Here is an 18,915-nt window from a genome sequence, read left to right on the forward strand (position 1 = left end):
ACTGCCACTAGAAGCGAAGAACTAGCCCCGGAAAGGGGTCCACTCAGTGCTCGACGTCAACTTCTTCGACGAGTTGCGCATCGGTCTGGCCTCTGGCGACGACATCCGCCAGTGGTCGCACGGTGAGGTGAAGAAGCCCGAGACCATCAACTACCGGACCCTGCGTCCGGAGAAGGACGGTCTCTTCTGCGAGAAGATCTTCGGTCCCACCCGGGACTGGGAGTGCTACTGCGGTAAGTACAAGCGCGTCCGGTTCAAGGGCATCATCTGCGAGCGCTGCGGCGTCGAGGTGACCCGGGCCAAGGTCCGCCGTGAGCGGATGGGCCACATCGAGCTGGCCGCGCCGGTCACCCACATCTGGTTCTTCAAGGGCGTCCCCTCGCGCCTGGGCTACCTGCTCGACCTGGCGCCCAAGGACCTCGAGAAGATCATCTACTTCGCCGCCTACCTGATCACCTCGGTCGACGACGAGGCGCGCCACCGCGACCTCCCGACCATCGAGGCCGAGATCAGCGCGGAGAAGCACAACCTCGAGGGCCGCCGCGACGCCGACGTCGAGGCCCGCCAGCAGAAGCTGGAGGCCGACCTCGCCGAGCTCGAGGCCGAGGGTGCCAAGTCCGACGTCCGCCGCAAGGTGCGCGAGGGTGGCGAGCGCGAGATGCGCCAGCTGCGCGACCGCGCCCAGCGGGAGATCGACCGCCTCGAGGAGGTGCTCGACACCTTCCGCAAGCTCGAGGTCAAGCAGCTCATCGCCGACGAGGGCCTCTACCGCGAGCTGCGCGACCGCTTCGGTGAGTACTTCGAGGGCGGCATGGGTGCCGCGGCGCTGCAGAAGCTGCTCGCCGACTTCGACCTCGACGCCGAGGCAGCCTCGCTGCGCGAGACGATCCGCAGCGGCAAGGGCCAGCGCAAGCTGCGTGCCCTCAAGCGGCTGAAGGTCGTCGCGGCGTTCCAGCAGACCCGCAACTCGCCCATGGGCATGGTGCTGGACTGCGTCCCGGTCATCCCGCCGGATCTGCGCCCGATGGTGCAGCTCGACGGTGGCCGCTTCGCCACCAGCGACATGAACGACCTGTACCGCCGGGTGATCAACCGGAACAACCGCCTCAAGCGACTGCTCGACCTGGGCGCGCCGGAGATCATCGTCAACAACGAGAAGCGGATGCTCCAGGAGTCCGTGGACGCGCTGTTCGACAACGGCCGTCGCGGCCGGCCGGTCACCGGCCCGGGCAACCGTCCGCTGAAGTCCCTGAGCGACCTGCTCAAGGGCAAGCAGGGCCGGTTCCGCCAGAACCTGCTCGGCAAGCGCGTCGACTACTCCGGCCGTTCGGTCATCGTCGTCGGCCCGCAGCTGAAGCTGCACCAGTGCGGCCTGCCCAAGCAGATGGCGCTGGAGCTGTTCAAGCCCTTCGTCATGAAGCGGCTGGTCGACCTCAACCACGCGCAGAACATCAAGTCCGCCAAGCGCATGGTCGAGCGTGCCCGCCCCGTGGTGTGGGACGTGCTCGAGGAGGTCATCACCGAGCACCCGGTGCTGCTCAACCGCGCGCCGACGCTGCACCGTCTGGGCATCCAGGCCTTCGAGCCGCAGCTGGTCGAGGGCAAGGCCATCCAGATCCACCCGCTGGTCTGCACCGCGTTCAACGCGGACTTCGACGGCGACCAGATGGCGGTGCACCTGCCGCTGTCGGCCGAGGCGCAGGCCGAGGCCCGCATCCTCATGCTGTCGAGCAACAACATCCTGAGCCCGGCCGACGGTCGCCCGATCACCGCGCCGACCCAGGACATGGTGCTCGGCCTGTACCACCTGACGACCCTCACCGGGTCGGCGCAGCTGGCCGAGGGTGAGCTGCCCAAGTCGTACTCGACGACCGCCGAGGCGGTCATGGCCTACGACAAGGGCGCCCTGGGTCTGCAGGAGCGGGTGCTCATCCGCCTCGACGAGGTCTACGGCGTCGACAACGGGCCGAAGAACGACCCGTGGGTCGCCCCGGGGGACTGGGAGCCGGGTCAGCCGGCGCTGGTCTCCACCAGCCTGGGCCGCGTGCTGTTCAACGAGGCCCTGCCCGAGGACTACCGCTTCGTCAACTACCAGGTGCCGAAGAAGGAGCTCGGGGCGATCGTCAACGACCTCGCCGAGCGCTACCCCAAGGTGCAGGTCGCGGCGACGCTGGACGCCCTCAAGTCCGCCGGGTTCCACTGGGCCACCCGCGCGGGGATCACGATCGCCATCGACGACGTGGTCACCCCGCCGGCCAAGCAGGAGATCCTGGACCGGCACGAGGCCGAGGCGCGGCAGATCGAGAAGCAGTACGAGCGCGGCGTCATCACCGACGCCGAGCGTCGTGGCGAGCTGATCGAGATCTGGACCCGGGCCCGGGCCGAGGTCAGCCAGGCGATGGTCGACAACTTCCCGACCACCAACCCGGTCTGGGTCATGGTCAACTCGGGCGCCCGAGGCAACATGATGCAGATCAGCCAGATCGCCGGTATGCGTGGTCTGGTCGCCAACCCGAAGGGCGAGATCATCCCGCGGCCGATCAAGGCCAACTTCCGGGAGGGTCTGTCGGTGCTGGAGTACTTCATCTCCACGCACGGTGCCCGCAAGGGTCTGGCCGACACCGCGCTGCGGACCGCCGACTCCGGCTACCTCACCCGCCGGCTGGTCGACGTCTCCCAGGACGTCATCATCCGCGAGGAGGACTGCGGCACCGACCGCGGCGTGATCATGCCGATCGGCACCGTGGTGGACGGCCAGCTGACCCGCGACCCGCACGTCGAGACCAGCGTGTACGCCCGTGCGCTGGCCGCCGACGTGGTGGCCGAGGACGGCACCGTCATCGCCCAGGCCAACTCCGACCTCGGTGACGTGCTCATCCAGACGCTCATCGACGCCGGTGTCGCCGAGGTCAAGGTCCGCTGCGTCCTGACCTGCGAGTCGCTGCTCGGCACCTGCGCCACCTGCTACGGCCGGTCGCTGGCGACCGGCAAGCTGGTGGACGTCGGCGAGGCGGTCGGCATCATCGCCGCCCAGTCGATCGGTGAGCCCGGTACCCAGCTGACGATGCGCACCTTCCACACCGGTGGTGTCGCGGGTGAGGACATCACCCACGGTCTGCCGCGTGTGGTGGAGCTCTTCGAGGCCCGCGTCCCCAAGGGCAAGGCGCCGATCGCCGAGCTGGCCGGCACCGTCCGCATCGAGGACGGCGAGCAGTTCCGCAAGCTCACGATCACCCCGGACGACGGCTCCGACGAGGTCGTCTACGACAAGCTGTCGCGCCGGTCGCGGCTGCGGGTCGAGGACGGCGGCCACGTCGAGGTCGGCGAGCAGCTGACCGAGGGTGCGGTCGACCCGCACGAGGTGCTGCGGATCATGGGCCCGCGCGAGGTGCAGCTGCACCTGGTCCGCGAGGTCCAGGAGGTCTACCGCAGCCAGGGCGTGTCGATCCACGACAAGCACATCGAGGTGATCATCCGCCAGATGCTGAAGCGGGTGACCATCATCGACTCGGGCGCGACGGAGTTCCTGCCCGGGGCGCTGGTCGAGCGGACGCTGTTCGAGACCGAGAACCGTCGGGTCGTCGCCGAGGGTGGCGAGCCGGCCTCGGCCCGCCCGGTGCTCATGGGCATCACCAAGGCCTCGCTCGCGACCGAGTCGTGGCTGTCGGCCGCCTCCTTCCAGGAGACGACCAAGGTGCTCACCGACGCCGCGATCCAGGGCAAGAGCGACAGCCTGCTCGGCCTCAAGGAGAACGTGATCATCGGGAAGCTGATCCCGGCCGGTACCGGCATCAGCCGTTACCGGAACATCACGGTCGAGCCGACCGAGGAGGCCCGCGCCGCCGTCTACACGATGGCCGGGTACGACGACGGGCAGTACTACAGCCCGGACGTCTTCGGTCAGGGCTCCGGCGAGGCCGTCCGCCTCGAGGAGTACGACTGGCGGGGCTGATCCCCCGTGGTGCATGAGACGGGCCCCCGACCGCATCAGCGGTCGGGGGCCCGTCTCATGTCACGTGACGAATCGCGGCGAGACCCGGCGGAGCCCGGGGCCGGCACCTGGCCGCGGTGCCGGCCGGCGGCTCGACCCGGGACTCAGTCGCACAACCGGCGCATCGTCTCGACCGTCGCGAGGCGCCCCTCGGGGCTGCCGTCGAGGGGCTGGAGCATCAGCGTGGTCACCCCGGCCTCCCGGAAGGCGGCGATCCGCTCGGCCACGTGGGACTCCGGCCCGATCAGCGAGGTGGCCCGGACCAGCTCCTCGGGCACCGCCGCGGCCGCCTCGTCCTTCTTGCCGTCGAGGTAGAGGTCCTGCACGGTCCGGGCCTCGTCCTCGTAGCCGTAGCGCCGGGCCAGGTCGTTGTAGAAGTTCCGGCCGCGGGCGCCCATCCCGCCGATGTAGAGGGCCAGCTGGGGCCGGACGTGGTCCAGCAGCGGCTCGACGTCCTCCCCGATGGCGACCGGGACGCCGGTGACCACCTGGAGCTCGCCGAGCCCGGGGTCGCGCTTCGCCCGGCCGGCGGCCAGGGACTCGCCCCACACCGACGCCGCCTTCTCCGGGACGAAGAAGATGGGCTCCCACGCCTCGGCGATCTCGGCGGCCAGCTCCACGTTCTTGGGGCCGAGGGCGGCCAGGAGCACGGGGATGCGCTCGCGGACCGGGGTGTTGATCAGCTTCAGCGGCTTGCCGAGGCCGGTGCCCTGCTCGGGCGGTAGCGGGATGGTGTACTTCGGGCCCTCGTGCGCCAGTCGCTCGCGGCGCCACACCTGCCGGCAGATCTCGACGATCTCGCGGGTGCGCTGCAGAGGGGCGTCGTAGGGGACGCCGTGCCAGCCCTCGATGACCTGCGGGCCGGAGGCGCCCAGGCCCAGGGTGAACCGGCCACCGGAGACGAAGTCCAGCCCGGCCGCGGTCATGGCGGTCAGCGCCGGCGTGCGGCTGTAGATGGGGAAGATGCCGCTCATCAACTCCAGCCGCTCGGTCACCGCGGCCAGGTAGCCCAGCTGGCTCACCGCGTCGAAGGTGTAGACCTCCGCCACCATCGCGAGGTCGAGGCCGGCGGCCTCGAGGTCGCGGATCTCCGCGGCGGTCTCGCGGAAGCCCCCGCTGTAGCTGGCCTGGATGCCGATGCGCACGTCCACTCCTCAGGTCGGCGGCACCCCGGTGGGCGCCGGGCCCGACCGTATCGGCCGGCCGTGCCGGCCACGCGCGCTCAGAGAGCCCGGACCACCCCGACGACCTCGGTGACGACGCGGACGCCGTCGACGTCACCCGGCACGCGGCTGGCCGCTCCCGGATCGGCGAGGTCGACCTTCACCACGTACCCGCTGTCGCGGCGGGCGAGGCCGACGCCGACCACGCCCGGGTCGGTGGCCAGCCGCGCGCTGAGGGCGCTCTTGGCGGCTCGGGCGGAGGCGCGGTCGGTCATGCCGTCCATCGTGCCCCTGATCAGGTCGGCGCGACAGGCCCAACCGGGGGAGGACTGCTCAGGCGGGGACCCACTGCAGGTCCAGCAGCTCCAGGACCGTGCCCAGGGGGTTGGCGAACGTGACGCCCCCGCCGTTGCGGCCGCCGGTCTCGCTGCCCGCGAACAGCAGCCCCAGCGGTGCCCGGTCCGAGCTGCGCCAGATGACCGACCCGCTGTCGCCGCCGGCGCTGAAGCCCCCGTCGAGCCCCTCGATCTCCACCTGGTCGTCGAACACGTGCACCGCCCGGTCGTACTGGACGCTGACGCCGTCCACCTCCACGGCGCTGATCCGGCCGATCGTGTGGGCCGTCGTGCGGCCCACCTTCTCCACCCGCTCGTCGGGGTCGACGTCGTCCATCGCGAGGACGTCGTCGCCCAGCGGGCCGCCGGGCAGCCGGCCCGGCTCGGCCGGCACCTCCGGGTCGAGGGTGGCGACCGCGGCGTCGACGAGGTTGGCCCGGCCGTCGCCCCGGAACCGCACGAAGGCGGCGAGGGTCGCCACCCGGTCGGCATCGGTGCCACCGTCGGCCGGCCCGGGCTGCAGCACCGGGTCGCCGACCGCGGCTGCGTCACTGGCCGCCAGCACGTGGTTGTTCGACAGCAGCCCCAGCCGGCCGTCGACGCGGACGAAGCCCCCCAGCGTCCCGGCGCTGACCGAGGGGTGCGCCACCGACAGCCCGGGGCGCAGCGGCCGGGTGCGCCGCTGGAGCTCGCCCGGGGTGGGGGAGGACAGCGCCCGCACCGCGCCGATGACCCGGACGTCGACCTCCTGCAGGACGGCGTCGTCCAGACCGGCCAGCAGCAGCTCGGCGTCGTCCTTGGCCGCCACCCGGATGGCCAGGTGGGCGCGGCCGGGCCCGGTCGGGGCCAGCCCGAGCGCGGGGCGCGCCCAGCCGCCGAGGTCGAGTGCCTGGACCGGGCCCGCCTCGGCCAGGCGAGCCGACAGGTGGGCCTTGAGCTCGCGGGCGAGGTCGACGTGCACGGCTTCCTCCGGTGGCGTTCGGTGGGCGTCCTGCGACCGACGGTAGGGCCGGGGTACGACAGCCGCGCGCCGGTCGCCGTCGTCCGAGGTCGGTGCGGGTGTCGTGGTGCACAGGCCCCTGCCGTGCCCGCGCAGCCGGTACAGTCGCGCCACCGTCGGGCCACCCCGCCGGGTCCGACACCGCCGGGAATACCCGGGCCGGTGCCACGTTGACCCTGGCGTACGACCCCGGCGGGTGGGCTGCACCACCACCTGTCGACATGTGGCGGACCCGGCTTTGACCGGGTCCGAGCACGCGGGTATCGTGGTCAGCCGTGCCCAGGGTGCCCTGGGCCTGCTCCCGTTCGCGGTGCGCCTGCCGGTAGGTGGTGGCGCCGAGTCGCGGGGGGCGACCGATCCGGTTCGACTCGCCGGCCGGTCCTGGGGAGGGCGACACGCCCGACCGCGGGGACCGGTGGTGGTCCACGGCCGGAACCGGGTACGGCCCCGGCAGGACCGGCACCCAGGTACAGCAGAGCACCGTCCACAGCACGACCCAGCGCAGGTAGGAGATCCAGGCCACCCATGCCCACGATCAACCAGCTGGTCCGCAAGGGCCGCGAGGACAAGGTCGAGAAGACCAAGACCCCGGCGCTGAAGGGCTCCCCTCAGCGTCGTGGCGTGTGCACCCGCGTGTACACGACGACGCCGAAGAAGCCCAACTCGGCGCTGCGCAAGGTCGCTCGCGTGCGCCTGACGAGTGGCATCGAGGTGACCGCCTACATCCCCGGTGTCGGCCACAACCTGCAGGAGCACTCGATGGTGCTCGTGCGCGGCGGCCGCGTGAAGGACCTCCCCGGCGTGCGGTACAAGATCATCCGCGGTTCGCTGGACACCCAGGGTGTCCGCAACCGCAAGCAGGCTCGCAGCCGGTACGGCGCGAAGAAGGAGAAGAGCTGACATGCCGCGCAAGGGCCCTGCACCGCGCCGCCCCCTGGTCGCCGACCCGGTCTACCAGTCGCCGCTGGTGACCCAGCTGGTGAACAAGGTGCTCGTCGACGGCAAGCGCTCGGTCGCCGAGTCGATCGTCTACGGCGCCCTCGAGGGCTGCCGCGCCAAGACCGACACCGACCCGGTGGTCACGCTCAAGCGGGCGCTGGACAACGTCAAGCCGGCCCTCGAGGTCCGCAGCCGCCGCGTCGGTGGTGCGACCTACCAGGTCCCGGTCGAGGTCCGTGCCTCGCGCAGCACCACCCTCGGTCTGCGCTGGCTGATCCAGTACAGCCGCGCCCGTCGTGAGAAGACGATGACCGAGCGCCTGATGAACGAGCTCCTCGACGCCAGCAACGGCCTCGGTGCCGCGGTGAAGCGCCGCGAGGACACGCACAAGATGGCCGAGTCGAACAAGGCCTTCGCGCACTACCGCTGGTAAGTGCCACCCCGGCTGGCTCCGCCAGCCCCCGCGGCCGGCGGGTAGTCCGGGCCACCCCCTGGACACCGCACGCGGACCCGAACCAAAGAGGAGACGAGACAGATGGCCGACACCCAGGCCCAGCTCGCCAAGACCCGCAACATCGGGATCATGGCGCACATCGACGCCGGCAAGACCACGACGACCGAGCGCATCCTCTTCTACACCGGTATCAACTACAAGATCGGTGAGGTCCACGACGGCGCGGCCACGATGGACTGGATGGAGCAGGAGCAGGAGCGCGGCATCACCATCACGTCCGCCGCGACGAAGTGCTCCTGGAACGGCTACGACATCAACATCATCGACACCCCCGGGCACGTCGACTTCACCGTCGAGGTGGAGCGGTCGCTGCGGGTGCTCGACGGTGCCGTCGCCGTCTACGACGGGGTCGCCGGCGTGGAGCCGCAGACCGAGCAGGTGTGGCGGCAGGCCGAGAAGTACGGCGTCCCGCGCATGTGCTTCGTCAACAAGCTCGACCGCACCGGTGCGGACTTCTTCCGCTGCGTCGACATGATGGTCGAGCGGCTCGGCGCCAACCCGCTGGTGCTGCAGCTGCCGATCGGTGCCGAGGCCGACTTCATCGGCGTCGTCGACCTGGTCCAGATGCGTGCGCTCACCTGGCGTGGCGAGACGCAGATGGGTGAGGACTACGCGGTCGAGGAGATCCCGGCCGAGCTCGCCGACCAGGCCGCCGAGTACCGCGAGAAGCTCCTCGAGACCATCGCCGAGACCGACGACGAGCTCATGGAGGCCTACCTCGGCGGCGAGGAGATCACCGTCGAGCGGCTCAAGGCGGCCATCCGCAAGGCCACCATCGCCGCGCAGGTGAACCCCGTCCTCACCGGTACCGCCTTCAAGAACAAGGGCGTGCAGCCCCTGCTCGACGCGGTCACCGACTACCTGCCCAGCCCGCTGGACATCGAGGCGATCGTCGGCACCGCCCTCGACGGCGAGACCGAGGTCATCCGGCACGCCGACGAGAGCGAGCCGTTCTCCGCGCTGGCCTTCAAGATCCAGACCGACCAGCACCTCGGCAAGCTGACCTACATCCGGGTCTACTCGGGCAAGGTCTCCTCCGGGTCCCCGGTGCTCAACAGCACCAAGGACCGCAAGGAGCGGATCGGCAAGATCTACCAGATGCACGCCAACAAGCGCGAGGAGCGCGAGGGCGTGGGCGCCGGTCAGATCGTCGCCGTCGTCGGCCTGAAGCAGACCACCACGGGTGACACGCTCAGCGACCCGCAGAAGCCGGTGATCCTGGAGTCGATGACCTTCCCGGCGCCGGTCATCTCGGTGGCCATCGAGCCGAAGACCAAGAGCGACCAGGAGAAGCTCGGCACCGCCATCCAGAAGCTGGCTGAGGAGGACCCGACCTTCCAGGTCCGCCTCGACGAGGAGACCGGTCAGACGGTCATCTCCGGCATGGGCGAGCTGCACCTGGAGATCCTCGTCGACCGCATGCGGCGCGAGTTCAAGGTCGAGGCCAACGTCGGCAAGCCGCAGGTGGCCTACCGCGAGACCATCCGCAAGACGGTCGAGAAGTACGACTACACGCACAAGAAGCAGACCGGTGGCTCCGGCCAGTTCGCGAAGGTCCAGGTCACCCTGGAGCCCCTCGAGGTCTCCGGCGACGGCCCGACCTACGAGTTCGAGAACGCCGTCACCGGTGGCCGCATCCCGCGGGAGTACATCCCGTCGGTGGACCAGGGCATCCAGGACGCCATGCAGTACGGGGTCCTCGCCGGCTACCCGCTGGTCGGCGTCAAGGCGATCCTGGTCGACGGCCAGTACCACGAGGTCGACTCCTCGGAGATGGCCTTCAAGATCGCCGGCTCGATGGTCTTCAAGGAGGCCGCACGCAAGGCCAGCCCGGCCCTGCTCGAGCCGCTCATGGCAGTCGAGGTCGTCACTCCCGAGGACTACATGGGCGACGTCATCGGCGACCTGAACTCCCGGCGCGGGACGATCCAGGCGATGGAGGAGCGCTCCGGCGCCCGCGTCGTCCGGGCCCTGGTCCCGCTCTCGGAGATGTTCGGCTACGTGGGCGACCTGCGCAGCCGCACCCAGGGGCGGGCGAGCTACACCATGGTGTTCGACTCGTACGCCGAGGTCCCGCAGAACGTCGCCAAGGAGATCATCGCCAAGGCGACCGGCGAGTGACCTGCCGGGCGGGGGTAGTCCCCGCCCGGCCCCCCAGCAAGCCCACCCCAGAGTTCGCGCACGACTGCGACACCACGAGGAGAGGAACCCAGTGGCCAAGGCCAAGTTCGAGCGGACCAAGCCGCACGTCAACATCGGCACCATCGGGCACATCGACCACGGCAAGACCACGCTGACCGCGGCGATCACCAAGGTGCTGCACGACAAGTACCCGGACCTCAACGAGGCGTCGGCCTTCGACCAGATCGACAAGGCGCCCGAGGAGAAGGCCCGCGGCATCACGATCTCGATCGCGCACGTCGAGTACCAGACCGAGAACCGGCACTACGCGCACGTCGACTGCCCCGGTCACGCCGACTACATCAAGAACATGATCACCGGTGCGGCGCAGATGGACGGCGCCATCCTGGTGGTCGCGGCGACCGACGGCCCGATGCCGCAGACCAAGGAGCACGTCCTCCTGGCCCGCCAGGTCGGCGTCCCCTACATCGTCGTGGCCCTCAACAAGGCCGACATGGTCGACGACGAGGAGATCCTCGAGCTCGTCGAGCTGGAGGTCCGCGAGCTGCTCAGCGAGTACGAGTTCCCGGGCGACGACGTCCCCGTGGTGCGCGTGTCCGCGCTGAAGGCGCTCGAGGGCGACGCCGAGTGGGGCGACAAGCTCATGGAGCTCATGAACGCGGTCGACACCGCGATCCCCGAGCCGCAGCGTGACATCGACAAGCCGTTCCTCATGCCCGTCGAGGACGTCTTCACCATCACCGGTCGCGGCACCGTCGTCACCGGTCGCGTGGAGCGCGGCATCGTCAAGGTGAACGAGGAGGTCGAGATCGTCGGCATCCGCCCGTCGTCGACCAAGACCACCGTCACCGGCGTCGAGATGTTCCGCAAGCTGCTCGACCAGGGCCAGGCCGGCGACAACGTGGGCCTGCTGCTGCGCGGCATCAAGCGCGAGGACGTCGAGCGCGGCCAGGTCGTGGTGAAGCCGGGTTCCATCACCCCGCACACCAACTTCGAGGGCTCGGTCTACATCCTCTCGAAGGACGAGGGCGGCCGTCACACGCCGTTCTTCAACAACTACCGTCCCCAGTTCTACTTCCGGACGACGGACGTGACCGGCGTGGTGACCCTGCCCGCCGGCACCGAGATGGTCATGCCGGGCGACAACACCGAGATGACGGTCGAGCTGATCCAGCCGATCGCCATGGAGGAGGGCCTGCGGTTCGCCATCCGTGAGGGTGGCCGGACGGTCGGCGCCGGTCGCGTCACCAAGATCATCAAGTAGTCCCCCCGCGACGGGCGGCGGCCGGACGGCCGCCGCCCGTCCCCGGGTGGCCGGGCACTGTGTGCACCGCCACCCGCCCCGCTGGGCCCTGACCGGATGACGGTTCGGACCTCCCGGCGTTCCCAGCTAGAACAGACACCGATCGGCAGGAGCAGAAGACAGCGATGGCGGGACAGAAGATCCGCATCCGGCTGAAGGCCTACGACCACGAGGCGATCGACGCCTCGGCGCGGCGCATCGTCGAGACGGTGACCAAGACCGGTGCGCGCGTCGTCGGCCCGGTGCCGCTGCCGACGGAGAAGAACGTGTACTGCGTCATCCGGTCCCCGCACAAGTACAAGGACTCGCGGGAGCACTTCGAGATGCGTACGCACAAGCGGCTCATCGACATCCTCGACCCGACGCCGAAGACGGTCGACGCGCTCATGCGCATCGACCTGCCGGCCTCGGTCGACGTCAACATCCAGTAAGGGCAGTCAGCAGACATGGCGAGCACATTCCGTGGTCTCCTCGGCGAGAAGCTGGGCATGACCCAGGTCTTCGACGAGAACAACCGCATCGTGCCGGTGACCGTCGTCAAGGCGGGCCCGTGTGTGGTGACCCAGGTGCGCACCCCCGAGGTCGACGGCTACTCCGCCGTCCAGCTCGGGTTCGGTGAGATCGACCCGCGCAAGGTGAACAGGCCCGAGGGCGGGCACTTCGCCAAGGCGGGCGTCACGCCGCGCCGGCACCTGGTGGAACTGCGCACCGCGGACGCCTCGAACTACACGGTCGGCCAGGAGCTGACCGCCGAGGTCCTCGACGGCGTCGCGAAGGTCGACGTCATCGGCACCAGCAAGGGCAAGGGCACCGCCGGTGTCATGAAGCGGCACGGCTTCCGTGGCCTCGGCGCCGCGCACGGCACCCAGCGCAAGCACCGGTCGCCCGGTTCCATCGGCGGGGCCTCGACCCCCGGCCGCGTCTTCAAGGGCCTGCGCATGGCCGGCCGCATGGGCGCGGTGAAGACGACGACCCTCTCGCTCAACGTGCACAAGGTGGACGCCGAGCGCGGGCTGCTGCTGATCAAGGGCGCGATCCCCGGTCCGAAGGGCGGCCTCGTGCTCGTCCGCTCGGCCGTCAAGGGCGGCCCCGTGGGGAGTGACAACCAGTGACCCAGTCCACCCAGACCCGGACCGACCGCGAGGTCGACGTCCGCACCCCGGCGGGGGAGACCGCCGGCAGCGTGACGCTGCCCGGTGAGCTCTTCGACGCGTCGGCCAACGTCTCGCTCATGCACCAGGTCGTGGTGGCCCAGCTGGCCGCCGCGCGCCAGGGCACGCACGCGACGAAGACCCGCGGCCAGGTCAGCGGTGGTGGCGCCAAGCCCTACCGCCAGAAGGGCACCGGCCGCGCCCGCCAGGGCTCGACCCGCGCTCCGCAGTTCGAGGGCGGTGGCACCGTCCACGGGCCGCAGCCGCGTGACTACTCGCAGCGGACCCCCAAGAAGATGAAGGCCGCCGCCCTGCGCGGCGCCCTCTCCGACCGGGCCCGTGAGAACCGCGTGCACGTGGTGAGCACCTTCGTCGACGGGGACGCCCCGAAGACCAAGGCCGCGCTGGCCACCCTCGAGGCGATCACCTCGGCCAAGCGCGTGCTCGTCGTCCTCGACCATGACGACGTCCTCAACTGGGTGAGCCTGCGCAATGTGCCGCAGGTGCACCTCATCGAGGCCGGCCAGCTCAACACCTACGACGTGCTGGTCTCCGACGAGGTCGTCTTCACCGAGACCGCGCTGGCCGAGTTCGTCGCCGGCCCGGTGTCCGGCAAGCGCCGTGACGTCGAGCTGCCCGACCTGACCACGCCGGACATCCCGGGTGCCATCCCGTCGATCCAGCCGGCCCAGGGCACCACCGACCTGGACACCGCCACCGACACCACCGAGGAGAAGGCGTGAGCGTCCGCGACCCCCGGGACGTCCTGCTGTCCCCGGTCATCTCGGAGAAGAGCTACGGGCTGCTGGACGAGAACCAGTACACCTTCATCGTCCTGCCCGAGGCGAACAAGACGCAGATCAAGATCGCGGTCGAGCAGATCTTCAACGTGAAGGTCCTCGGCGTGAACACGATCAACCGCCAGGGCAAGCGCAAGCGGAGCAAGGGCAACCAGATGGGCAAGCGCAAGGACACCAAGCGCGCCATCGTGTCCCTCGCCCCGGGCGACCGCATCGAGATCTTCGGTGGTCCCGGCGCCTGAGCGCCGGGACCGTTCGGACCAGAGATAGAGGACTGAGTCAGCAATGGCTATCCGCAAGTACAAGCCGACGACGCCGGGCCGCCGCGGCTCCAGCGTCGCCGACTTCGCCGAGGTCACCCGCGACCATCCCGAGAAGTCGCTGGTCCGACCGCTGCACGGTCGTGGCGGGCGCAACGTCCACGGGAAGGTCACGGCGCGGCACCAGGGTGGCGGGCACAAGCGCGCCTACCGGGTGATCGACTTCCGCCGGGCCGACAAGGACGGCGTGCCGGCCAAGGTCGCGCACATCGAGTACGACCCCAACCGCACCTCCCGCATCGCGCTGCTGCACTTCGCCGACGGCGAGAAGCGCTACATCATCGCGCCGGCCCGCCTGAAGCAGGGCGACACGGTCGAGTGCGGCCCCGCTGCCGACATCAAGCCCGGCAACAACCTGCCGCTGCGCAACATCCCGGTCGGCACCGTGGTCCACGCCATCGAGCTCCGTCCCGGTGGCGGCGCGAAGATCGCCCGCTCGGCCGGCACCAGCGTCCAGCTGGTGGCCCGTGAGGGTCGTCTCGCGCAGCTGCGCATGCCGTCGGGCGAGATCCGCAACGTCGACGTCCGCTGCCGCGCGACCATCGGCGAGGTGGGCAACGCCGAGCAGTCGAACATCAACTGGGGCAAGGCCGGCCGGATGCGGTGGAAGGGCAAGCGCCCGACCGTCCGCGGTGTCGCCATGAACCCGGTGGACCACCCGCACGGTGGTGGTGAGGGCAAGACCTCCGGTGGTCGCCACCCGGTGAACCCGAAGGGCAAGCCGGAGGGCCGGACGCGCAAGCGCAAGGCCAGTGACGCCCTGATCGTGCGCCGCCGGCGCACCAACAAGAAGCGCTGAGCGGGTAGAGGAGTCCGACAGACATGCCACGCAGCCTGAAGAAGGGCCCGTTCGTCGACGACCACCTGCTCAAGAAGGTGGACGCGCAGAACGAGAAGGGCACCAAGACCGTCATCCGAACCTGGTCGCGGCGCTCGACGATCATCCCCGACATGCTCGGGCACACGATCGCCGTCCACGACGGCCGCAAGCACGTCCCGGTCTTCGTGACCGAGGCGATGGTCGGGCACAAGCTCGGCGAGTTCGCTCCCACGCGCACCTTCCGTGGGCACGTCAAGGACGACCGCCGGTCCCGGCGCGGCTGACCAGGTAGAGAGAGATCACAATGACTTCCCAGGTGGGACAGGAGACGCCGGTCGCCCGGGCCACGGCCCGGTTCGTCCGCGTCACCCCCATGAAGGCACGCCGGGTGGTGGACCTCATCCGCTACCTGCCGACCGACGAGGCACTGGCGCTGCTGCGGTTCGCTCCGCAGGCCGCCAGTGAGCCGGTGCTCAAGGTGGTGGCCAGCGCCGTCGCGAACGCCGAGCACAACCTGCGGCTGGACCCGGCCGCCCTGGTCGTGAGCGCCGCGTACGTGGACGAGGGCCCCACGCTCAAGCGGATCCGTCCGCGGGCACAGGGCCGTGCGTTCCGCATCAACAAGCGGACCTGCCACATCACCGTGGAGGTCGCGGAGGTCTCTGCCAGCGAGGAGCTCGCCGGCAAGTCCCGCACCGCGCGCCGCCGTACCGGCCAGTCCGGTCCGGCCACCCAGCAGCAGAAGAGCAACACGAGGGGAGGGACCCGCTAGTGGGTCAGAAGGTCAACCCGCACGGGTTCCGGCTCGGCATCACCACCGACTACAAGTCCCGGTGGTACGCCGACAAGCTCTACAAGGACTACGTCAAGGAAGACGTGGCCATCCGCAAGCTCATGAGCAAGGGGATGGAGCGGGCCGGGATCTCCAAGGTCGAGATCGAGCGCACCCGCGACCGCGTCCGCGTCGACATCCACACCGCCCGGCCGGGCATCGTCATCGGCCGTCGTGGCGCGGAGGCCGACCGCATCCGCGGCGAGCTGGAGAAGCTCACCGGCAAGCAGGTGCAGCTGAACATCCTCGAGGTGAAGAACCCCGAGTCCGACGCGCAGCTGGTCGCCCAGGGCGTCGCCGAGCAGCTCTCCAGCCGGGTGAGCTTCCGTCGCGCCATGCGCAAGGCCATGCAGTCGGCCCAGCGCAGCCCGCAGGTCAAGGGCATCCGGGTGCAGTGCTCCGGTCGCCTGGGCGGCACCGAGATGAGCCGGTCGGAGTTCTACCGCGAGGGTCGCGTGCCGCTGCACACCCTGCGCGCGAACATCGACTACGGCATCTACGAGGCCCGCACCACCTTCGGCCGCATCGGCGTGAAGGTCTGGATCTACAAGGGCGACGTGAGCGGCTCCCGCGCCGAGCGCGAGGCCCTCGAGGCCCTGGCCGCCCGCCAGCAGCGTCGTGAGCGGGCCCAGCGCCCGCAGCGCCGTTCCGGCTCCTCCGGCACCACCGCCGGGGGCACCGAGGCCGGCCGCGCCGCCGCCGAGTCCCCGACCGGGCCGGCCGTCGACACCACCGACAGCGCGGTGGCCGTGACCTCCGGCGAGGTCGCTCCCGAGCAGACCCTCGCCGAGGCCGCTGGTCCCGAGGCCACCGCTGCGGCCGAGACCACGGCCGCGCAGAACCCCACGGAGGGCTGACACGTGCTGATCCCACGGCGCGTCAAGCACCGCAAGCAGCACCACCCGAGCCGTTCGGGTCGTGCCAAGGGCGGCACCGAGATCAACTTCGGTGAGTACGCCATCCAGGCCCTCGAGCCGGCGTACGTGACCAACCGGCAGATCGAGTCCGCTCGTATCGCCATGACCCGGCACATCCGTCGTGGCGGGAAGGTCTGGATCTCCATCTACCCGGACCGTCCCCTCACCAAGAAGCCGGCCGAGACCCGCATGGGTTCCGGTAAGGGCTCGCCCGAGTGGTGGGTCGCCAACGTGAAGCCGGGCCGGATCATGTTCGAGCTGTCCGGTGTGGCCGAGCCGGTGGCCCGCGAGGCCATGCGGCGCGCGATCCACAAGCTGCCGATGAAGTGCCGCTTCATCACTCGTGAAGGAGAGGTGTGATGGCCGCCGGTCTGACCGCTCCCGAGCTGCGCGAGCTCTCTGCGGACGAGCTCGCCTCGCGGCTGCGCGAGTCGAAGGAAGAACTGTTCAACCTGCGGTTCCAGGTGGCCACCGGCCAGCTGGACAACAACCGGCGGCTGCAGACCGTCCGCCGCGACATCGCCCGGATCTACACGATCATGCGCGAGCGCGAGCTGGGTCTCTCGGTCGCCCCTAGTGAGGGTGTGGCATGAGCGAGACGCAGACGACTGCGACCGGCCCCGGCCTGCCCGGCCGCGGCTACCGCAAGGTCCGCGAGGGCCTCGTGGTCAGCGACAAGATGGACAAGACGATCGTCGTCGAGGTCGAGGACCGCGTGAAGCACGGCCTCTACGGCAAGGTCATCCGTCGCACCAGCAAGCTCAAGGCCCACGACGAGCAGCAGATCGCCGGCATCGGCGACCGCGTGCAGATCATGGAGACCCGACCGACGTCGGCCACCAAGCGGTGGCGGCTGGTCGAGGTCCTCGAGAAGGCCAAGTGATCCCCGGTCACCCGGCCCGCACGCGGGCCGAGTGACCAGCGCCCCTCCGGGGGATGTCCAGGAGCAGGTACTCTGGACGACTGGCGCGCCCCGCGGGTGCGCGCCCATCCCGGTACCCGTGCTCGGACGCACCGGCGGCAGAAACGCTGCCGGTGCGTCCGCACGTGGGTGCCGGACAGCCGGTTCACCGTTCCGGCCCGGCTGTCACCACTGAGATTTGGGAGTAGGACGTGATCCAGCAGGAGTCGCGACTGCGGGTCGCCGACAACACCGGTGCAAAGGAGATCCTCTGCATCCGGGTGCTCGGCGGATCCGGGCGACGCTACGCGGGCATCGGTGACGTCATCGTGGCCACCGTCAAGGACGCCCTGCCCGGTGCCGGCGTCAAGCGGGGCGACGTCGTCAAGGCCGTCGTCGTCCGCACGGTGAAGGAGCGTCGTCGTCCGGACGGCTCCTACATCCGCTTCGACGAGAACGCCGCGGTCATCATCCGCGACAGCGGCGACCCGCGCGGGACGCGCATCTTCGGCCCGGTCGGCCGTGAGCTCCGCGACAAGCGCTTCATGCGGATCATCTCGCTCGCCCCGGAGGTGCTGTGATCATGGCGGACAAGACGCCGTCGATGAAGGTGAAGAAGGGCGACACCGTCCTCGTGCTGTCCGGCAAGGACAAGGGTGCCAAGGGGCGCGTGATCGCCGCCTACCCCAAGGAGCAGAAGGTCCTCGTCGAGGGCGTGGGCCGGGTCAAGAAGCACACCCGGATCAGCTCCAACCAGCGCGGTGCCCAGTCGGGCGGGATCGTCACGCAGGAGGCTCGCATCCACGTGAGCAACGTGATGGTGCTCGACTCCGAGGACAAGCCGACCCGGGTCGGTTACCGCAAGGACGAGGAAGGCCGCAGCATCCGGGTCTCGCGGCGCACCGGTAAGGACCTCTGACCCCATGAGCGCACCCACCCGTGAGCTGCCCCGCATGCTCGCCCACTACCGCGAGCAGATCGCCCCGGCGCTGCAGTCGGAGTTCAACTACGACAACGTCATGCAGATCCCGCGGCTGACCAAGATCGTCGTCAACATGGGCGTCGGCGAGGCCACCCGCGACGCCAAGCTGATGGACGGCGCGGTCCGCGACCTGACCGCCATCACCGGCCAGAAGCCGGCCGTCGTCCGTGCCCGCAAGTCCATCGCGCAGTTCAAGCTGCGCGAGGGCATGCCGATCGGCGCCAAGGTCACCCTCCGCGGCGACCGCATGTGGGAGTTCCTGGACCGGCTGCTGTCGCTGGCCCTGCCCCGCATCCGTGACTTCCGCGGGCTCAACGCCAAGCAGTTCGACGGTCACGGCAACTACACGTTCGGCCTGACCGAGCAGTCGATGTTCCGCGAGATCGACGTCGACAAGATCGACCGTCCGCGCGGCATGGACATCACGCTGGTCACCACCGCCACGAACGACGAGGAGGGTCGCGAGCTCCTCCGCCTGCTGGGCTTCCCGTTCGCCGGCCAGCCCGTCGTGACCACCACCCGCTGAGCCGGGGCGAGGAGACACTCAGATGGCCAAGAAGGCGCTGATCAACAAGGCGGCCCGCAAGCCGAAGTTCGCGGTCCGCGGGTACACCCGCTGCCAGCGGTGCGGTCGCCCGCACTCGGTGTTCCGCAAGTTCGGCCTGTGCCGGATCTGCCTGCGGGAGATGGCCCACGCGGGCGAGCTCCCGGGCGTCAGCAAGTCCAGCTGGTAGGACCCAGCACCCCGTTCCGCCGGCCCCGCGCCGACGGGACGGACCACCACTGAAGCACCACCGATCGCCGA

At 70.0% G+C, this 18,915-nt stretch carries 23 protein-coding genes; 20 read left to right on the top strand and 3 right to left on the bottom strand.

Features of this window, described 5'->3' with window-relative positions; genetic code table 11:
- The first annotated feature begins 46 nt into the window (after nucleotides 1-46).
- Nucleotides 47-3,952 carry a DNA-directed RNA polymerase subunit beta' gene (locus ACI79E_RS05650; protein WP_456931563.1) on the top strand — a complete coding sequence of 1,302 codons (3,906 nt, stop codon included), beginning with the start codon at nucleotides 47-49 and terminating at the stop codon, nucleotides 3,950-3,952.
- 143 nt (nucleotides 3,953-4,095) lie between these two features.
- On the opposite strand, the gene ACI79E_RS05655 is transcribed toward ACI79E_RS05650, so the two are convergent.
- The 3 genes from ACI79E_RS05655 to ACI79E_RS05665 form a co-directional block, all read right to left on the bottom strand.
- On the bottom strand, nucleotides 4,096-5,136 hold the full coding sequence (locus ACI79E_RS05655) for an LLM class F420-dependent oxidoreductase (RefSeq protein WP_456931564.1): 1,041 nt from the start codon (nucleotides 5,134-5,136) through the stop codon (nucleotides 4,096-4,098).
- Nucleotides 5,137-5,213: 77 nt separating this feature from the next.
- Nucleotides 5,214-5,429 carry a hypothetical protein gene (locus ACI79E_RS05660; RefSeq protein WP_456931565.1) on the bottom strand — a complete coding sequence of 72 codons (216 nt, stop codon included), beginning with the start codon at nucleotides 5,427-5,429 and terminating at the stop codon, nucleotides 5,214-5,216.
- A gap of 58 nt (nucleotides 5,430-5,487) precedes the next feature.
- Nucleotides 5,488-6,450, bottom strand: coding sequence for a hypothetical protein (locus tag ACI79E_RS05665; protein ID WP_456931566.1), 963 nt, complete (start codon nucleotides 6,448-6,450; stop codon nucleotides 5,488-5,490).
- 564 nt (nucleotides 6,451-7,014) lie between these two features.
- Between ACI79E_RS05665 and rpsL the strand changes: the two genes are divergently transcribed.
- The 19 genes from rpsL to ACI79E_RS05760 all read left to right on the top strand — a co-directional run bounded on the left by rpsL (nucleotide 7,015) and on the right by ACI79E_RS05760 (nucleotide 18,844).
- A complete protein-coding gene (gene rpsL / locus ACI79E_RS05670; RefSeq protein WP_012950487.1) occupies nucleotides 7,015-7,389 on the top strand; it encodes a 30S ribosomal protein S12 in 375 nt (124 codons plus the stop codon).
- A gap of 1 nt (nucleotide 7,390) precedes the next feature.
- Complete coding sequence (gene rpsG / locus ACI79E_RS05675; RefSeq protein WP_117375616.1) at nucleotides 7,391-7,861, top strand: 30S ribosomal protein S7; 471 nt, start codon at nucleotides 7,391-7,393, stop codon at nucleotides 7,859-7,861.
- A 102-nt stretch (nucleotides 7,862-7,963) separates the two neighbouring features.
- A complete protein-coding gene (fusA, locus tag ACI79E_RS05680; RefSeq protein WP_456931567.1) occupies nucleotides 7,964-10,063 on the top strand; it encodes an elongation factor G in 2,100 nt (699 codons plus the stop codon).
- 91 nt (nucleotides 10,064-10,154) lie between these two features.
- Nucleotides 10,155-11,348, top strand: coding sequence for an elongation factor Tu (tuf, locus tag ACI79E_RS05685; protein ID WP_456931568.1), 1,194 nt, complete (start codon nucleotides 10,155-10,157; stop codon nucleotides 11,346-11,348).
- 164 nt (nucleotides 11,349-11,512) lie between these two features.
- Nucleotides 11,513-11,818 (top strand): 30S ribosomal protein S10, encoded by a 306-nt coding sequence (gene rpsJ / locus ACI79E_RS05690; protein WP_012950483.1) that lies wholly within the window; start codon nucleotides 11,513-11,515, stop codon nucleotides 11,816-11,818.
- A 15-nt stretch (nucleotides 11,819-11,833) separates the two neighbouring features.
- A complete protein-coding gene (rplC, locus tag ACI79E_RS05695; RefSeq protein ID WP_456931569.1) occupies nucleotides 11,834-12,499 on the top strand; it encodes a 50S ribosomal protein L3 in 666 nt (221 codons plus the stop codon).
- A complete protein-coding gene (gene rplD / locus ACI79E_RS05700; protein WP_456931570.1) occupies nucleotides 12,496-13,281 on the top strand; it encodes a 50S ribosomal protein L4 in 786 nt (261 codons plus the stop codon). Before rplC ends, rplD begins: the two co-directional genes overlap by 4 nt.
- Nucleotides 13,278-13,580 carry a 50S ribosomal protein L23 gene (gene rplW / locus ACI79E_RS05705; RefSeq protein ID WP_456922933.1) on the top strand — a complete coding sequence of 101 codons (303 nt, stop codon included), beginning with the start codon at nucleotides 13,278-13,280 and terminating at the stop codon, nucleotides 13,578-13,580. Before rplD ends, rplW begins: the two co-directional genes overlap by 4 nt.
- 43 nt (nucleotides 13,581-13,623) lie before the next feature.
- Nucleotides 13,624-14,457, top strand: coding sequence for a 50S ribosomal protein L2 (gene rplB / locus ACI79E_RS05710; RefSeq protein ID WP_456931571.1), 834 nt, complete (start codon nucleotides 13,624-13,626; stop codon nucleotides 14,455-14,457).
- A 23-nt stretch (nucleotides 14,458-14,480) separates the two neighbouring features.
- Nucleotides 14,481-14,762: a 30S ribosomal protein S19 gene (rpsS, locus tag ACI79E_RS05715; RefSeq protein WP_089402109.1), complete on the top strand. Its 282-nt coding sequence runs from the start codon at nucleotides 14,481-14,483 to the stop codon at nucleotides 14,760-14,762.
- Nucleotides 14,763-14,782: 20 nt separating this feature from the next.
- Nucleotides 14,783-15,250 (top strand): 50S ribosomal protein L22, encoded by a 468-nt coding sequence (rplV, locus tag ACI79E_RS05720; RefSeq protein ID WP_456922935.1) that lies wholly within the window; start codon nucleotides 14,783-14,785, stop codon nucleotides 15,248-15,250.
- Entirely contained in the window at nucleotides 15,250-16,167 is a 918-nt protein-coding gene (rpsC, locus tag ACI79E_RS05725) for a 30S ribosomal protein S3 (RefSeq protein ID WP_456931572.1), read from the top strand. Before rplV ends, rpsC begins: the two co-directional genes overlap by 1 nt.
- A 3-nt stretch (nucleotides 16,168-16,170) precedes the next feature.
- On the top strand, nucleotides 16,171-16,587 hold the full coding sequence (gene rplP, locus ACI79E_RS05730) for a 50S ribosomal protein L16 (protein WP_012950475.1): 417 nt from the start codon (nucleotides 16,171-16,173) through the stop codon (nucleotides 16,585-16,587).
- Nucleotides 16,587-16,820 carry a 50S ribosomal protein L29 gene (gene rpmC / locus ACI79E_RS05735; RefSeq protein ID WP_014377985.1) on the top strand — a complete coding sequence of 78 codons (234 nt, stop codon included), beginning with the start codon at nucleotides 16,587-16,589 and terminating at the stop codon, nucleotides 16,818-16,820. The genes rplP and rpmC overlap by 1 nt, the downstream gene beginning before the upstream one ends.
- Entirely contained in the window at nucleotides 16,817-17,110 is a 294-nt protein-coding gene (gene rpsQ, locus ACI79E_RS05740; RefSeq protein ID WP_456931573.1) for a 30S ribosomal protein S17, read from the top strand. The genes rpmC and rpsQ overlap by 4 nt, the downstream gene beginning before the upstream one ends.
- 230 nt (nucleotides 17,111-17,340) lie before the next feature.
- Nucleotides 17,341-17,709, top strand: a complete 369-nt coding sequence (rplN, locus tag ACI79E_RS05745; protein WP_012950472.1) for a 50S ribosomal protein L14 — start codon at nucleotides 17,341-17,343, stop codon at nucleotides 17,707-17,709.
- Between the two features lie 2 nt (nucleotides 17,710-17,711).
- Nucleotides 17,712-18,047, top strand: coding sequence for a 50S ribosomal protein L24 (gene rplX, locus ACI79E_RS05750; RefSeq protein WP_456931574.1), 336 nt, complete (start codon nucleotides 17,712-17,714; stop codon nucleotides 18,045-18,047).
- 4 nt (nucleotides 18,048-18,051) lie between these two features.
- Nucleotides 18,052-18,636: a 50S ribosomal protein L5 gene (gene rplE / locus ACI79E_RS05755; RefSeq protein WP_456931575.1), complete on the top strand. Its 585-nt coding sequence runs from the start codon at nucleotides 18,052-18,054 to the stop codon at nucleotides 18,634-18,636.
- A gap of 22 nt (nucleotides 18,637-18,658) precedes the next feature.
- Nucleotides 18,659-18,844: a type Z 30S ribosomal protein S14 gene (locus ACI79E_RS05760; RefSeq protein WP_012950469.1), complete on the top strand. Its 186-nt coding sequence runs from the start codon at nucleotides 18,659-18,661 to the stop codon at nucleotides 18,842-18,844.
- Nucleotides 18,845-18,915: the final 71 nt, after the last annotated feature.

Source organism: Geodermatophilus sp. SYSU D00079 (assembly GCF_054050635.1).

Coding starts and splice junctions, on each gene's coding strand:
- rplX (WP_456931574.1), top strand. CDS start 17,712: ATGGCGGACAAGACGCCGTCGATGAAGGTGAAGAAGGGCGACACCGTC.
- rplE (WP_456931575.1), top strand. CDS start 18,052: ATGAGCGCACCCACCCGTGAGCTGCCCCGCATGCTCGCCCACTACCGC.
- rpsJ (WP_012950483.1), top strand. CDS start 11,513: ATGGCGGGACAGAAGATCCGCATCCGGCTGAAGGCCTACGACCACGAG.
- rpsQ (WP_456931573.1), top strand. CDS start 16,817: ATGAGCGAGACGCAGACGACTGCGACCGGCCCCGGCCTGCCCGGCCGC.
- fusA (WP_456931567.1), top strand. CDS start 7,964: ATGGCCGACACCCAGGCCCAGCTCGCCAAGACCCGCAACATCGGGATC.
- rpmC (WP_014377985.1), top strand. CDS start 16,587: ATGGCCGCCGGTCTGACCGCTCCCGAGCTGCGCGAGCTCTCTGCGGAC.
- ACI79E_RS05760 (WP_012950469.1), top strand. CDS start 18,659: ATGGCCAAGAAGGCGCTGATCAACAAGGCGGCCCGCAAGCCGAAGTTC.
- rplV (WP_456922935.1), top strand. CDS start 14,783: ATGACTTCCCAGGTGGGACAGGAGACGCCGGTCGCCCGGGCCACGGCC.
- rpsS (WP_089402109.1), top strand. CDS start 14,481: ATGCCACGCAGCCTGAAGAAGGGCCCGTTCGTCGACGACCACCTGCTC.
- rplB (WP_456931571.1), top strand. CDS start 13,624: ATGGCTATCCGCAAGTACAAGCCGACGACGCCGGGCCGCCGCGGCTCC.
- rplC (WP_456931569.1), top strand. CDS start 11,834: ATGGCGAGCACATTCCGTGGTCTCCTCGGCGAGAAGCTGGGCATGACC.
- ACI79E_RS05660 (WP_456931565.1), bottom strand. CDS start 5,429: ATGACCGACCGCGCCTCCGCCCGAGCCGCCAAGAGCGCCCTCAGCGCG.
- rpsG (WP_117375616.1), top strand. CDS start 7,391: ATGCCGCGCAAGGGCCCTGCACCGCGCCGCCCCCTGGTCGCCGACCCG.
- rpsL (WP_012950487.1), top strand. CDS start 7,015: ATGCCCACGATCAACCAGCTGGTCCGCAAGGGCCGCGAGGACAAGGTC.